Source organism: Streptomyces sp. NPDC002935 (assembly GCF_040611295.1).
Classification (GTDB): Bacteria; Actinomycetota; Actinomycetes; order Streptomycetales; family Streptomycetaceae; genus Streptomyces.
On the sequence record NZ_JBEXNW010000005.1, the window covers coordinates 41,428 to 55,347 of the forward strand.

At 70.2% G+C, this 13,920-nt stretch carries 12 protein-coding genes; 1 reads left to right on the forward strand and 11 read right to left on the reverse strand.

What is annotated here, in order from left to right; genetic code table 11:
* The first annotated feature begins 66 nt into the window (after window positions 1-66).
* On the forward strand, window positions 67-897 hold the full coding sequence (locus ABZX90_RS07895; protein WP_355202438.1) for a pectate lyase: 831 nt from the start codon (window positions 67-69) through the stop codon (window positions 895-897).
* A 184-nt stretch (window positions 898-1,081) separates the two neighbouring features.
* On the opposite strand, the gene ABZX90_RS07900 is transcribed toward ABZX90_RS07895, so the two are convergent.
* From ABZX90_RS07900 to ABZX90_RS07950, 11 genes are all read right to left on the reverse strand, one after another.
* Complete coding sequence (locus tag ABZX90_RS07900; protein WP_351128112.1) at window positions 1,082-1,876, reverse strand: HAD family acid phosphatase; 795 nt, start codon at window positions 1,874-1,876, stop codon at window positions 1,082-1,084.
* Window positions 1,877-1,999: 123 nt separating this feature from the next.
* Window positions 2,000-3,112 (reverse strand): chondroitinase-B domain-containing protein, encoded by a 1,113-nt coding sequence (locus ABZX90_RS07905; protein WP_355202441.1) that lies wholly within the window; start codon window positions 3,110-3,112, stop codon window positions 2,000-2,002.
* Between the two features lie 44 nt (window positions 3,113-3,156).
* Entirely contained in the window at window positions 3,157-4,176 is a 1,020-nt protein-coding gene (locus tag ABZX90_RS07910; protein WP_355202444.1) for a pectinesterase family protein, read from the reverse strand.
* A 1-nt stretch (window position 4,177) separates the two neighbouring features.
* The gene (locus ABZX90_RS07915; RefSeq protein WP_355202447.1) at window positions 4,178-5,320 is read right to left on the reverse strand and encodes a pectinesterase family protein; all 1,143 of its coding nucleotides are present in this window, start codon (window positions 5,318-5,320) and stop codon (window positions 4,178-4,180) included.
* 2 nt (window positions 5,321-5,322) lie between these two features.
* Window positions 5,323-6,651 carry a pectate lyase gene (locus ABZX90_RS07920; protein WP_355202450.1) on the reverse strand — a complete coding sequence of 443 codons (1,329 nt, stop codon included), beginning with the start codon at window positions 6,649-6,651 and terminating at the stop codon, window positions 5,323-5,325.
* A 78-nt stretch (window positions 6,652-6,729) separates the two neighbouring features.
* Window positions 6,730-7,524: a rhamnogalacturonan acetylesterase gene (locus ABZX90_RS07925; RefSeq protein ID WP_355202452.1), complete on the reverse strand. Its 795-nt coding sequence runs from the start codon at window positions 7,522-7,524 to the stop codon at window positions 6,730-6,732.
* A gap of 247 nt (window positions 7,525-7,771) precedes the next feature.
* Complete coding sequence (locus ABZX90_RS07930) at window positions 7,772-9,154, reverse strand: sugar ABC transporter substrate-binding protein (protein ID WP_351128123.1); 1,383 nt, start codon at window positions 9,152-9,154, stop codon at window positions 7,772-7,774.
* Between the two features lie 178 nt (window positions 9,155-9,332).
* A complete protein-coding gene (locus ABZX90_RS07935; protein ID WP_355202454.1) occupies window positions 9,333-10,970 on the reverse strand; it encodes a family 43 glycosylhydrolase in 1,638 nt (545 codons plus the stop codon).
* Window positions 10,970-11,812 carry a PmoA family protein gene (locus tag ABZX90_RS07940; RefSeq protein WP_355202457.1) on the reverse strand — a complete coding sequence of 281 codons (843 nt, stop codon included), beginning with the start codon at window positions 11,810-11,812 and terminating at the stop codon, window positions 10,970-10,972. Before ABZX90_RS07940 ends, ABZX90_RS07935 begins: the two co-directional genes overlap by 1 nt.
* Window positions 11,809-13,038: a Gfo/Idh/MocA family oxidoreductase gene (locus tag ABZX90_RS07945; RefSeq protein WP_355202460.1), complete on the reverse strand. Its 1,230-nt coding sequence runs from the start codon at window positions 13,036-13,038 to the stop codon at window positions 11,809-11,811. Before ABZX90_RS07945 ends, ABZX90_RS07940 begins: the two co-directional genes overlap by 4 nt.
* Window positions 13,035-13,913 (reverse strand): carbohydrate ABC transporter permease, encoded by an 879-nt coding sequence (locus tag ABZX90_RS07950; RefSeq protein WP_355202908.1) that lies wholly within the window; start codon window positions 13,911-13,913, stop codon window positions 13,035-13,037. The genes ABZX90_RS07945 and ABZX90_RS07950 overlap by 4 nt, the downstream gene beginning before the upstream one ends.
* Between the last annotated feature and the right edge of the window lie 7 nt (window positions 13,914-13,920).

The following is a 13,920-nucleotide window of genomic DNA, read 5'->3' on the forward strand; positions in this document are numbered from 1 at the left end:
AACCCTTTCCCGGGCGGTGACGACCAGGAGACGCACCATCTCCTCACCACCCAAGGAACTCGGTCCATGACTGCACGAGTTGAACAGCGCCTCCGCCACCGCCGCCGGGTCACCGGACGGCGTGCCGTGATCGGTGGCGTGTCCGCCCTCGCCCTGACCGGCGCGGCGATCGTCACGACCTCGATGCTGGGCTCGGCGGGCGCGGCGACGACCTGGCCGGAGGCCAGGGGCAGCAAGGCCGTGTCGTCGACGATCTCCGTGTCGGGCACCTACGACGGCAAGCTGACGAAGTTCTACGGCAGCGGCGCCCTCGGGACCAGCGGCCAGGACGAGGACCAGGGACCCGTCTTCGAGCTCGCGGACGGCGCGGTCCTCAAGAACGTCATCATCGGCACGCCCGCCGCCGACGGCGTCCACTGCCTGGGCAGTTGCACCCTGCAGAACGTGTGGTGGCTGGACGTCGGCGAGGACGCGGCGAGCTTCAAGGGCACGTCGTCCTCGGCCGTCTACAAGGTCTACGGCGGCGGCGCCAAGGGCGCGGACGACAAGGTCCTGCAGTTCAACGGCGCCGGCAAGCTGGTGGTCAGCAAGTTCCGGGTCGAGAACTTCGGCAAGCTGGTGCGCAGTTGCGGCAACTGCAAGAAGCAGTTCAAGCGCACGGTCGTCATCGACGACGTCGATGTGACGGCGCCGGGCAAGGCCATCGTCGGAATCAACACCAACTACGGCGACACGGCATCGCTGCGCCACATCCGTGTCCACGGCGACACCAAGAAGAAGATCAAGACGTGTGTCCGTTTCGAGGGCAACAGCACGGGCAAGGAGCCGAAGGAGCTGGGCACCGGCCCGGACGGAACATCGTGCAGATTCACGGCGTCGGACGTCACGTACGACTGAGTCTGTCGTTTTGTTCGCGCGTCGGAAACAACCTCACGTTCGTTTCTGACGTCCTCGACGGTGGACCTGTCGGCCTGAGCCCCCCTCGGCCGGCAGCAGGACGCCCCCGCCGGTGACGACCGGCGGGGGCGTTCGCCCGTGCGGACGGGCCCGGAGGTCAGGTCCGGGCCCGCGGGGGTGGGCCTCAGCTCACGAAGTACGTGGGGTTCGGGAGCTTGTACGTCTTGTCGGCGTAGCCGCCGTCGAGGTCCGAGTACTGGTCGCCGAAGTTGGCGACGATCTCGTACCCGAGCGACTCGATGTGCTTGCGGGTGCCGGCCTTGTACTGCACGGTCGTGCAGTTCCAGGCGGCGGCGGTGGCGCAATCACTCAGGTACGCGGGCGGGTTGGCCGCGTCCTTGAGGAACATGTGCCCGGCGTCGAGGTTGACGTCGACGCCGATCTTCTTCAGGTTGTCGACGGCGGAGACGCGCTGCGCCTCCTTCAGGCCCGAGTTGTAGAAGACCTCGACGCCCTTGGACGCGGCGTACTCGACGAGTTCGGGGCTGCCGAAGACGGCGGGACGGTTCGCCTGGGCGACGTAGGCGGCCCAGGAGGCGGAGTTGTAGGTGTAGTTGGTCTTCTTCTCGTAGTCGAGGGAGAGCAGCAGCGTGTCGTCGATGTCGAAGACGACCGCGGGCTTCTCGTGCCGGTGGTGGGCCTTTCGGGCGGCCCGGTCGATGTACCGCTTCGCGGCGGCGTCGAGGCGCGCCAGGTCCTTGGCGTACGGGCTGTCGGGGGACGCCTGGTACACCCCGTTGCTGTCGGCCGTGGTGCCGTAATAGGTGTCGATGTCCTTGACGAGGACCCCGATGTTGTAGGGCTCGTGCGTCGAGTTCGCCGTCGACTGACCGGCGGTGGCGACGCCGGTGCCGTACAGGGCGGCACCGGCGACGACACAGGTGGCGGCGACGGCCGCGATGCGTAGTGACTTATGCATGACAGGAGTTCTACGCGCGTCACGTCGCTGGACGCGAGGCCTTTTGCCGGATCGATACATACTTTTCGGCCGACATGGGCCTCGCGTCGCACGAATCGGGCCTCACGAACTGCCCGGCGGGAGTCAGTTCATGGTCGCGCCGATGGTCGTGCTGCCCGTCGTGAGGAAGGTGGTCGCGGGCAGTGTCCCGCTGGAGGAGCGGGAGTTGTAGGTGGTGGCCGCGTCCGTGGAGAGGAACGGCGGGGTGGAGATGCCGGAGTCCCAGTTGTTGTCGGCCGACGTCACCGAGGACCCCTTGGACACCGCCGCGGTGCCGTTGCCCACGGCGAGGTTCTTGCCGAGCTTGGCGGCGCTGGTGGCGAAGTAGTAGCCATACTTGCCGTTGGCGTAGGCGGTGGTGCGGTTGATGACGATGGCGCCGGTGTTGGAGTTCTCGGTGAAGCCGCTGCCGGCGTCGTCCCACGCGGCGGAGTTGTTGACGACATGGGCGACGACCTCGCCGTCGCCGCCCAGCTTGTAGCCGTTGCCGTCGCCCGCGAAGGCCGAGTCGCTCCAGCGGTTCCTGCCGTTGCCGAAGGACCAGGTGTGTTCGACGGTGACGGGCGAGGAGAAGGACCAGAAGTCGATGCCGTCGTCGGAGTTGTTGTACAGGCGGGCTCCGGTGATCAGGTTGCCGCTGCCCGAGCCGAACTTCACGGCGACGCCGTCCGCGTTCTCCCCGTGATTGGCGGCGTCGTAGTTGCCGTACGAGTCGATGTTCCTGACCGTGTTGTTGACGGTGCCGTCGCCGGTCAGGGTGAAGCCGGAGTCGCCGCCGTTGATGGTCTTGATGCTGTTCCAGGTGGTGCCGGTGCAGGACTGGCAGACGACCGCGCTGTCCGGGGAGTTCTGGAACGTGAGGTTGGAGACGTTCCAGTAGTCGGCGGTCAGTTTGAAGATCCAGTCGCCGGACGGGAGCGAGGAGCCGTCGATCTTCACGGTCTCCGAGCCGTACGCCGTGAGCGTGACCGGCGAGGACGAGGTGCCGTTCGTCGCGGACTGGAGCGTGGCCGTCGGGTAGTAGGTGCCGCCGCGCACCTGGATGACGGTCCCGGCGGTGGCGCCGGAGATCGCGCTGGTCAGTTCGGCGGTGGTGTCGACGACGACGGTCGCGGCCTGCGCCTGGGTGGGGAGGACGGCGAGGCCTGCGCCGAGCGCCAGGGTGGCGCATAAGGCGAGAGCGGTACGACGAGACATGGAGTGCGGTCCTTTCGTCGTGCTGGGGGATCGAACGGGGGACATCACGGGCACCAGTCGCCGAGGTAGGCGGCACGGGTGTGCCGTTCGGCCTCCGTGTCCGTGAGCTGGGGACGGTTCTCCGGAACGGTGATCGCCGCTCCGGGTCCGGTGTTGCGGTACTCGCGAAAGCGCATGGACTGCCACGGATAGGCCGCGCGCATGTCCGTGTAGGGCGCCACCGCGTCGATACCGGGCCCGAGTTCCGTCCCGCGGACCACGAGCGAGGGCCACGCCGTGGTCTCGTACGAGGGGACCCAGGGCCGGGCGATCTTGTACGCCGCGTCCTCGGCGCCGGAGGTGACGCGGCAGCCGGCGGCCAGGAAGCCGTGGGGGTTCGCGCGGGCCGTGGACGGCGCGAAGACCATGCCCTCGGGTCTGAAGGCGACATCCCGGTCGAGGGTGTGGAAGTGGCAGCGCTCGAACACCGCGGTGGCCCGGCCGAAGACGAAGTCGACGTCGCCCTCGATGTAGCAGTCGCTGTAGAGGTGACGGTCGAAGGCGGCCAGGTCCGTGGTGTCCGCGAGCAGCGTGTCCTGGTGAGCGAGCAGACGCACCCGCGCGAAGGACGAGCGGTCGCCGGTGACGTAGGCCGCGACCGCCTGCGTGCCGGTGATCTCCGGATGGTCCGCCCGCAGCCAGTCGTTCGCGATCGTCAGACCGCGCACGGTCAGCCCGGGAGCCGCCGAGGTGAGCGTGGCGGAGCCCGCGGTCCCGTAGGTGCCGGAGCCGTCCGGTTTCGGCGTGCCGTTCGCCCGGTCGAAGACGATGACCGCGTCCCGCGGGTCACGGGTGGCACCGCGGAGCGTCAACTCCCCTTTGCCGGCGGGGATGTCGATCACTTCGCGGTACGTTCCCGGGTGGACGACGATCGTCTGCCCGGGGCCGTCCACCGCGTCCACGGCGGCTTGGACCGAGTCGCCGGGACGCACGTGCAGGACACGGCGGCCGTGGGCGGCGGCCGGGGTGGCGCCGAGGGTCGTGAGTCCCCCGACGGCACCGGCGAGGAGCGTGCGCCTGCGCATCTCAGCACCCCCTCCCCGGCGTCCAGTCACCGAGGTACGCCTCACGGGTCGCCGACCGGGCCTCCTCGTCGGTGAGCTGGGGCCGGTTCTCCGGGACGCTGATCACCGCGCCGGGGCCCGTGTTGCGGTACTCGGCGAAGCGCTGGTTCTGCCACGGATAGGCGGCGGACATGTTGGCGTAGGGCGCGACCGCGTCGGTCCCGGCGTCCAGACGCGTGTCGCGGACGGTCAGCATGGGGCGGGCGGTCGTGTCCGAGCCGGGCACCCAGGGGCGGGCCAGCTTGTAGTACGCGTCCGGTGCCGCGCTGCTGATCCGGCTGCGGGTGACCAGGTATCCGCGCGGGTCGGCGACGGCCGTGGAGGGCGCGAAGACGAAGCCGTACGGGGCGCCGGCCAGGTCCGTCCGGTTCAGGGTGCGGAAGTGGCAGGACTCGAAGACCGCCGTCGCCCGCCCGAAGACGAAGTCCACGTCCCCCTCGATGCAGCAGTCCCGGTAGTACTGCCGGGCGAAGGTGCCGAGGGCGATCGAGTCGGCGTACAGCGTGTCCTGGTGGCCGAGGAACCGGCACCGGTGGAACGCCGAGCGGTCGCCCTGCACCTTGATCGCCACGGCCTGGGTGCCGGTGATCCCGGGATGGTCGGCGCGCAGCCAGTCGTTGGCGAACGTGATCGAGCGGGCCGTGAACCCGTCGGTGCGCACGGTGGTCGTCGCGGACCCGGTGGTGCCGTAGGTGCCCGAACCGTCGGGCTTGGGTGTGCCGTTGGCGTTGTCGTACACGACGACGACATCGCGCGGCTCGTCGGAGGCGCCGATCCAGGTCATCTCGGACCCCGCGGCGCCGGGCAGACCGGTCGCCGGGTCGACCGCGCCGACCGAGACCGTCTCGCGGTACACGCCGGGCGCGATGACCAGGGTGAATCCGGCGCCGGTCGCCGCGGTCACGGCGGCCTGCACGGTGGTGTGGTCGCCGAGGCCGCCGGGGTGGACGTACAGCGTCCTCGCGTCGAGCCGTGCGGACGGCGAACCGTGGCGTCCGAAGGGCGGGCGCCCGGTGGCGCGGGCGGGGGCCGCGAGCCCGAGAGCCAGTGCGGCTCCGGTGCTCGCGGCGACGAACGCCCTTCTGCTGACGGGGTGTCCGGCCATGGTCAGCAGATCTCTCCGGCGCCCGCGCGGTGGTCGACGATGTCGGGGACGGCCCTCGGCGCGTCGACCTTCGTCCGCAGGGTCGGTGTCCATCCGGCTCCGGACTGGAGCGTCTCGGCGGGGATCTCGGCATTGTGCACGGCGATCAGATCGGTCCGTACGCCGTTGACGTAGTTGTCGGCTGCGGACAGCGGCGCCTCCTTCCACTTCTTCAGGACCTTCGCGGCACTGACCGAGTCGGACAGCGTGAACGCGTTGTGCTCGGCGACGAGTTGGGACTCCATGCCGATACCGAAGCTGTACGAGTAGGTGGCGTCGGCGACGAAGTGGTTGTTGTAGGAGTCCACCTGTCCGAAGCGGACGCGCGGTGCGCGCTCGACGAGGCCGGTGAACAGGTTGTGATGGAGGGTGACCTTCAGGTGGCCGCGGTCCACGGCGGCGGTCGCCGCGCTGTCGCTGTTGCCGATCAGGATGGTCTTGTCGTGGTCGGCGAAGACGTTCCAGGAGGCGGTCACGTGGTCGGCGCCCTTGACGATGTCGAGTTCGCCGTCGTGCTGCTCGAAGATCCGGCCGTAGTAGGTCGGCAGCGAGCTGTCCGGGTGGTCGCCGTCCGTGAACGTGTTGTGGTCGAGCCAGACATGCGTGGCCCCGTAGACCACCGCGCTGTCGTACTCGGAGTTCCAGTTGCCGGTGTCGCCGTCGGTCGGGTCCCACTGCGGGAAGCAGTCGAGGGGGCTCTCGAAGGTGAGGTTGCGGACGATGACGTTGTCGACGTCCTTGATCTGCAGGCTCGCGCCCTTGATGCCGGCGTCGCGGCCGATGCCGACGATGGTGGTGTTGGCGGGGACATACGCCTTCATGGCGGTGTCCTGGTTGGCGGCGGAGGCAGCGCGCAGATCCTCCTGCTCACCGCTGACCACCTGGTCGTAGCCCCACACCGCGGGGTCGTAGTCGGCGAGGTACCGGTCGAAGTCGTAACCGGGCGCCGCGAAGGAGTCGCAGCCGTCGGCGTTGGCGTCGATCGTGCCCTTGACCTTGATGATCTTCGGTGCGCTGCCGTCGGCGGCGAGCGCGGCCCTGAACTCCGCCCAGGTCGTGACGGTGTGGACCTGGGCGGCCTCGGCGGCCGAGCCGCCGGTGGTGCCGGTCCCGTCGGACGCCCAGCCGTCGCCCGCGGCGAGCGTCTGCCGGCCGAGTTCGCGGGGCTGGGCCTGGGCGGTGGTGCCGGTGACGGCGAGGACGAGGGCGGTGCAGCCGATCAGCACGCCCGCTCTCCGCGCGGCGGTCGCGCACAGCGCTGTGGCATGCCCATGCCATTTCTGTGTGTTCATGGTGCGGCTCTCTTTCGGCTCAAGAACTCAAAGACTCAAGGGGTTCAGGGGGTTCAGGGGCTCAGGGGGTTCAGGGGCTCAGGCGGTGGGCCAGGTGATCCAGGACTCGGGTATCTCGGCGTCGAGACGGCGTACGTCCCGGGGCGAGAGCACCCGGCGGTGCAGCAGTCCGGCCGCGACGAGACGGGCCACGGCGATGGCGCCGGGCGGGTTGAAGTGCGTGTTGTCCTGTTCGGTCGCGGTCCAGTTGAAGTACTTCTTCGTCTCCTCGACTCCGAGCCGCTGCCACAGGGCGATGGACAGGGCCTGGATGTCGAGGAGCGCCACGTGCTCGTCCGCGGCGAGCGCGCGCATCGACACCGGGTAGTCGCCGTGGGTCGGCACCGCGTTGCCGTCCGCGTCGAACTTTCTGCGCTCGACCGGGGTGGCGAGCACCGGCCGGGCACCCCGGGTCCGCGCTCCCTCGATGTACTGCCGCAGACAGTCCTGGAACGTGGTCCACGGCTCGGTGTAACGCGTCGGGTCGGCGGTCTTCTCGTCGTTGTGCCCGAACTGGACGAGCAGGAGGTCGCCGGGCCGGATCACGTCGAGGATCGCGGCGAGGCGCCCCTCGTCGATGAAGCTCTTCGAACTGCGGCCGTTCACGGCGTGGTTGGCGACCACGATGTCCTCGTGGAGGAAGAACGGGAGCGCCATGCCCCACCCGGTCTCGGGTGCGGCGTCGGCGTACTTCTGGGCGGCGGTGGAGTCGCCGGCGATGTGGAAGGTGCGCGACCGGCGGTCCGGGCCGGCGGACGCGAGGCCCGACGCGGCGACGGTGAGGGGGACGGCGGCGACCGCCGCCAGGCCGACCTGTCTACGGCTAAGAGACACGGGGGTGCCTTTCAACAGGGACGATGGGAGCGCTGCGTGAACGGTGCGGGACGGTATCGACGTGCGGCTCCGCCGCGTGGCGCGACCAGCCGCGACCGGTCCGGGGGCGCAGAACGACCACGCGCCCCCGAACCGCCCGTGTTCAGCTCGACCAGGGGGACTAGGGCCTGTCCGGCGGATCATGCCGGAGACGCGGGGTCTGATCAGGCGCCGCAGGTTTCCTCCGACTTGATCCGCCGGACACCCCCTAGTGGTGGGCCTTCCAGTCGGCCTGCGCCTTGTTCAGCTGGTCGGCCAGCGTGTCCAGGAAGTCCTTGGCGCTCATCTTGCCGAGCAGCACCTTCTGGAAGTTCGGCTCGTTGTCGGCCTTGGAGATGGTGTTCCAGTCGGGCAGGTAGTACGGCAGCTGCACGATCTTGGTGCCGGTGCCGTTCAGCGCCTCGGCGGCGAGCTTGGTCGGCTCGGCCTGCTGGATCCACGCGTCCTTGGCGGCGTCGGTGTTCGCCGGCACCTGGCCTGCGGACTCGTTGAACTTGGAGTTCTCCGCCGCCGAGACCGCGAACTCGATGAACTTCCAGGCGGCCGCCTTGTTCTTGCCGGACTTGAACAGGCTCAGCCCGTCGACCGGGTTGGAGATCTGTACACGTGTGCCGTCGTCCATCGTGGGGTTCGGGACGCCGCGGAACTTGCCGGCGCCCAGCGCCTTCAGGTGGTCCTGGTAGGAGCCGAGGTTGTGGTTCAGCATGCCGATGGTGCCGCTGTCCCACTGCGCGACCATCTTGGTGAAGTCGTTGTTGACGTCGGCGGACGGGGTGACCTTCTTGTACAGGGCGACGTACTTCTCCAGGGCCGCCACGTTCTTCGGGTCGTTGACCGTGGTCTTGTCGCCGTTCCAGAACGAGGTGATCCCCGTCTGCCCGTACGCCGCGTCCAGCGCCGGGGCGATGGAGCCCTCGCCCCCGCGGATGGTGAAGCCGAACTTGTTCTTGCCCTTGTCGGTGAGCTTGTCGGCGGCGTCGTAGAACTTCGACCAGGTGGTCGGCTCATCCAGGCCCGCCGACTTGAACAGGTCGGTGCGGTACCAGAGCGTGCCGTTGTTGGCGGAGGTCGGCACCTGGTACAGCGTGTCCCCGCCACCCGCGGCCCGGCTGACGTCGAGCAGGTTCTGGCTCAGCTTGCCGCTCAGCGAGCTCTTCTCGACCCGGCTGTCCAGCGGCTCCAGCGCTCCCTGGACGGCGACCTCGGCGAGCATCGCGGTGCCCACGCCGCCGACGTCGGGCAGGCCGCCGCCCTGGATGGCGGTGTCGTACTTGGACTGGGCGCTCGCCGCCGGGATGCCGACGTAGTTGACCTTGATGTCCGGGTACTTCTTCTCGAAGTCGGCGATGATCTGCTTCCAGATGTCGGTGCGGACACCGCCGTTGTTGTCCCAGAAGGTGATCTCGCCCTTGCCGGAGCCCTCGGTGCCCTTGTCCCCCGCGCTGCCGCTGCCGTCGTCTCCGCAGGCGGTGACGGTCAGCGCGAGCACGGAACCGAGGGCGACGGCCACGGCCGCGCGCCTGGCTCCACGGGCGCCGGTCCTGACCGGACCGGTACCCAGTGGGCTGATCTTCTGTGGGCTGATCTTCATTGGTCGGCTCTCTTCTTCTGGATCCAACGGGGTTGTGGGGTCGGTGAGGTGTCCTCGGAGATCGGCACCCGGCTGCTTCCGGAAGGGACGCGCCCTTCCCTCCACATCCGGCAAGCGCTTGCTACGGAGGTGCGACATTGTGGCTCCCAACAGGCGGACGAACGGCAGGAATCGACCCTCAGCGGGTCGCGGTGACACGGAAACGCGTGAACGTGGCGGCGCCGGCGTGGCCCCCGCCGGCCGGCGCCTGCGCGAACAGACCGAGCAGGGCGCCGACCCAGCGCCAGCCGGTCGCGGCGAAGACCTGCCCCGAGGGCTGCCGGCCGTCGCCGACGTCGTAGGAGAAGCGGCAGCGGGCCCCCGCGCCGATCTCGATCCACAGCCGGGCCCGGCCCTCGGGCGCGGTCCGTGCCGGAGCGGCCTCACGCTCGCTCCCGCCCGGCTCCGGGGACACGGGGGGTGCTCCCCCGGCGACCGGCTCGGCGAACCGGTGCACGAGCCGCACCGATCCGTCCGGCTCCCGCTGGAGCCCGATCCAGCTGAACGCGTCCCCGAGCACCGTGAGCCCGGCCCGTGCCCCGGGTTCCTCGCTGTCGAGGCGCAGGTCGACCCGGACGGTCGCGGCGGCACCCGGCAGCCGCTGGGTGAGGACATGGGGCAGCGCGCGCAGGTCGTGCGGGTCCTCCGTACGGACGCAGCTCAGCCGGAGTCCGTCGCCGGAGTGCTGGGTGGCCCAGCCGTCCTGGGGGTTGGCGGTCCACTGCCACTGGCGTCCGAAGCGGCCGCCGGGGAAGTCGTCGTCGGTGGCGGGCGCGGACGGCGGCTGGGACGGCAGATCCGGCTTCCGGTGTACGGCGACGGGGACACCCCGGTCGCCGAGCACCGGCCAGCCTCCCCCACTCTCGGCTTCTCCCGCACTCTCGGCTTCGCTCGAGCGGGGGGACCCCCATGAGCGGGAGGTACCCCCATCGCCCCAGCGCATCGGCTGGAGGTGGACCACCCGCCCGTAGGGCCCGCGCTGCTGGAAGTGGACGAACCAGTCCTCGCCCGCCGCCGTGCGCACCCAGCCGCCCTGGTGCGGGCCGTTGACCCGGGTGTCGCCCTGTTCCAGGACCACCCGCTCCTCGTAGGGCCCGAAGAAGCCGCGCGAGCGGAAGGCGCCCTGCCAGCCGGTCTCGACTCCCCCGGCGGGCGCGAAGATCCAGAACCAGCCGTCGTGCCGGTAGGCCTTGGGGCCTTCGAGGGTGAACCAGCCGGGAATCAGGTCGGCGTCGACGATCACCTTTCCCTCGTCGAGCAGCCCGGTGCCGTCGGGGCGCATCCGGTGTCCGGTGAGCCGGTTCTTCACTCCCGAACGGGACCTGGCCCAGGCGTGCACGAGATACGCCTCGCCGGTCTCCTCGTCCCACAGCGGGCAGGGATCGATGAGTCCCTTGCCCTCCTTGACCAGGTGCGGCCGGGTCCAAGGACCCCTGATCTCGGGGGCGTTGACCTGGAAGATCCCGTGGTCGGGGTCGCCCCAGAAGATCCAGAAGCGGTCGTCGTGGTGGCGCAGAGAGGGTGCCCACACACCGCAGTCGGGCCGGGGACGACTGAACTCGCCTGCGGGTTCCAGGCGTTGGAGGGCATGCCCGACGAGCGTCCAGTTGACCAGGTCCCGGGAGTGCAGCAGGGGCAGACCGGGGGCACGACCGAAGCTGGAGGCGGTGAGGTAGAAGTCGTCGCCGACGCGCAGCAGATCGGGGTCGGACCAGTCGGCGTCGAGGACGGGGTTGCGGTAGGTGCCGTCACCCAGGTCGGCGGAGGGCAAGGCCATCAGGGACTCACCGCCTTGCGGACCAGCGCCGCGGCCCCGGCCCGGTCGAGGGTGCCGTCGGCGACGACGGTGACGACCCGGCGTACGAGCGTGTCGCCCGCCTCGATCCCGATCCGGTGCTCGTGGGCGACGGAGGAGCCGACACCCGGGTACTGGGTGGTCCGGACGAACCACGGGTCGCGGCGCGTCTCCCCCGTCGCCCCGGCGAAGACGAGCGTCCAGCCGGCGCCCGCGAGAGCGAGCCAGTCGGCGGGGCGGGCGTGCACCGCCTCCTCGCCCTCGGCGTCGGCGGTGAACACGCGCGGGGCGCCCGCCTCCTTGCGGGCCCTCCAGAAGAAGCCGCCGTACGCCGCGCCCGGCCGTCCGTTGGTGGCCGGGCTGCCGAGGGAGAGCCCGCGCTCGGTGACGTTCGTGAGGGAGAACGTGAAGTCCAGCGCCCAGGCGGAGTCGGTGAGTTCGACGGCCGCGACCGTACGGCGTTCACGCAGCAGCTCGGAGCCGGCGGCCACCCAGCGCAGCTCCTCCACGAAGCCGTCCGGGTCGCGGAGCTGGAAGGCGGAGTGCCGCTGCGCGCCGTGGTTGTCGAGGTCGGTCGGCCCCTGATCGCGGACGTAGGTGCGACCGCCCCAGAAGTTGTGCCCCTCGACGTCGGGTACGGCGACACCGACGCCGAGGTGGTGTGCGTGGTCGGCGGGGCTGAGCTCGGTGACGGGCGTGCCGGCCAGGGTGGTGACGGGGTGCAGATACGGGCGCGGGGAGAGCCTGGCCGGCAGTGCGGGCCGGGTCACATAGCGGCCGACGGGACGGCCCCCGGCCCTGAGGACCAGCGACTCGTGGTTCATCCGGTGCTCACCTCGTTCGGGAGCGCCCAGGAGGCGCCCAGCTCGGAGTAGAGGGCGAGGGTGTCGGCGGCGGCCGCGACGAATCCGTCGATGCCGGGCACGACGCGGCGGTTCTCGCCGGGGAGCCTTTCCCAGGCGTCCGGGGGGAGCGCGATCGGGTCGGGCGCCTGCCGGATCGCTTCGACGACCTTCATGAAGGCGCCCGTCGACTCGGGGGCGACCAGGAGTTCGGCGCCGTCCGTCAGATGTCCGACCAGGTTCTCCAGCAGGTCCGTGCGGCCGTACTCGGTCTCCTCGGGGCCGTGCCCGGTCCGCTGTACGAGCACCCGGTCCTGCTTGTACCAGAAGGTGATCCGGCCGCCCGTGCCGTGCACCAGGACATACGGTTCACCGGGCTGTTCGGCGCAGAGCGTCGCGGCGACCGTGACCGGGCCCCCGGCGGTCGTGATCCGCACGCACGAGGTGTCGTCGGACTCGATGTCGTTGGCGCGCAGCAGTTCGGTCCGGATGTCGGTGACGTCCTCGGCGCGGGTCGAGCCGTCCAGCGCGAGGGCCGTGGCGACGACGTGGGCCAGCGGGTTCGTCAGGACACCGTCGACGACGTCCACGCCGTTCAGCCGGCGCTTTCCCGCCCAGGGTGCGCGCCGGTAGTACGCCTCGTCGCGCGCCCAGGCCCCCGCGCCGCCGATGCCGGTCACCCGGCCGAGCCCGCCCTCGGCGATCAGCTTCCTGATGGCGCGCACGGCGTGCGAGCCGAGCGACTGGAAGCCGATCTGGCAGACCGCTCCGGCCGCCGCGACCCCGTCGGCCATCCGGCGGAACTCGGCGTAGGAGGGGGCGGGCGGCTTCTCCAGGAGCAGATGGACGCCTCTGCACGCGGCGATCAGCGCCAGGTCGGTGTGCGTGGGGATAGGAGTGCAGATCACCGCGACCGCGGCGCCGGTGGAGTCGAGGAGGGCCCCGAAGTCGGCGGACTGCTCGACGTGTTGCCCGCCCAGCTCCTGCGCGGTCAGCGGGGTCAGCTCGCAGACGCCGACGAGGCGCACCAGGCCCTTGTCCTGGAGACGGCGGATGTTGGTCAGGTGCCAGGCTCCGTGGCCCCGGGCGCCCGCGAGGACGACGGGCAGCGGGAGTCCGGTGGGAGGCGTGTTCGCGGGGTGGCCCGCGGGCGCGTTCCGCGGACCGGCTCCGTGCCCGGCACGGCTCTGGTGCGAGGCGGGGATCATCCCTTCACCGCCCCCGCGCTGAATCCGGTGATCAGCCATTTCTGGATGAAGGCGAAGACGACGACCACGGGGACGGCGGCGATGATGCCGCCCGCGGCGAGCGCGCCGAGGTCGACGCTGTCGGAGCTCAGCAGGGTGTTGAGGCCGACGGGGATGGTCTGCTTGCTCTGGTCGCTGAGGAACATCAGGGCGAACAGGAAGTGGTTCCAGGCGTGCACGAAGGCGAAGGAGCCGACGGCGATCAACCCGGGCCGCAGCAGCGGGAGTACGACGATCCGGAAGGCGTCGAAGCGGTTGCAGCCGTCCACCCAGGCGGCCTCCTCCAGGGTGTACGGAACGTTCCTGATGAACCCGCTGATGAGGATCATCGACAGCGGAAGCTGGAACACCGTCTCGGCGATGACGACGCTGACCAGCGAGTTGATCATGTGGAGTTCGGCGAAGATCTGGAAGAGCGGGACCAGGAGCAGCGCGCCCGGCACGAACTGCGAGCAGAGCAGCGCGAGCATGAAGCCGCGCTTGATCCTGAAGTCGAAGCGGGCGAGCGCGTAGCCGCCGGCGAGGGCAACGAGGGTGGTCATCACCAGGGTGGCGACGGCGATGAGCACGCTGTTCTGGAAGTAGGTCCCGAAACTGCGCTCGGTCCACACCTTGTCGAAGTGCTCGAAGGTCATGGGCCAGGGCACGAGCGAGGTCGACCCGGCCGGGCGCAGCGCGAAGAGCAGGATCCAGTAGAAGGGGATCAGGGTGAAGAGCAGGTAGATGCCGAGGGGGACGTAGATCTGCCAGCGCGGGGCCTCGTCCCAGGCACGGCGCTTCCTCCGCTCGCGCGGGCGGGGTTCCTCGGCCGGCGGGGCGGGTGCGGCCGGAGCGATCGTCTCG

What these genes read in the sequence shown, in the direction of transcription:
- ABZX90_RS07895 (WP_355202438.1), top strand. Translation starts at nt 67, where the DNA reads ATGACTGCACGAGTTGAACAGCGCCTCCGCCACCGCCGCCGGGTCACC.
- ABZX90_RS07900 (WP_351128112.1), bottom strand. Translation starts at nt 1,876, where the DNA reads ATGCATAAGTCACTACGCATCGCGGCCGTCGCCGCCACCTGTGTCGTC.
- ABZX90_RS07905 (WP_355202441.1), bottom strand. Translation starts at nt 3,112, where the DNA reads ATGTCTCGTCGTACCGCTCTCGCCTTATGCGCCACCCTGGCGCTCGGC.
- ABZX90_RS07910 (WP_355202444.1), bottom strand. Translation starts at nt 4,176, where the DNA reads ATGCGCAGGCGCACGCTCCTCGCCGGTGCCGTCGGGGGACTCACGACC.
- ABZX90_RS07915 (WP_355202447.1), bottom strand. Translation starts at nt 5,320, where the DNA reads ATGGCCGGACACCCCGTCAGCAGAAGGGCGTTCGTCGCCGCGAGCACC.
- ABZX90_RS07920 (WP_355202450.1), bottom strand. Translation starts at nt 6,651, where the DNA reads ATGAACACACAGAAATGGCATGGGCATGCCACAGCGCTGTGCGCGACC.
- ABZX90_RS07930 (WP_351128123.1), bottom strand. Translation starts at nt 9,154, where the DNA reads ATGAAGATCAGCCCACAGAAGATCAGCCCACTGGGTACCGGTCCGGTC.
- ABZX90_RS07935 (WP_355202454.1), bottom strand. Translation starts at nt 10,970, where the DNA reads ATGGCCTTGCCCTCCGCCGACCTGGGTGACGGCACCTACCGCAACCCC.
- ABZX90_RS07940 (WP_355202457.1), bottom strand. Translation starts at nt 11,812, where the DNA reads ATGAACCACGAGTCGCTGGTCCTCAGGGCCGGGGGCCGTCCCGTCGGC.
- ABZX90_RS07945 (WP_355202460.1), bottom strand. Translation starts at nt 13,038, where the DNA reads ATGATCCCCGCCTCGCACCAGAGCCGTGCCGGGCACGGAGCCGGTCCG.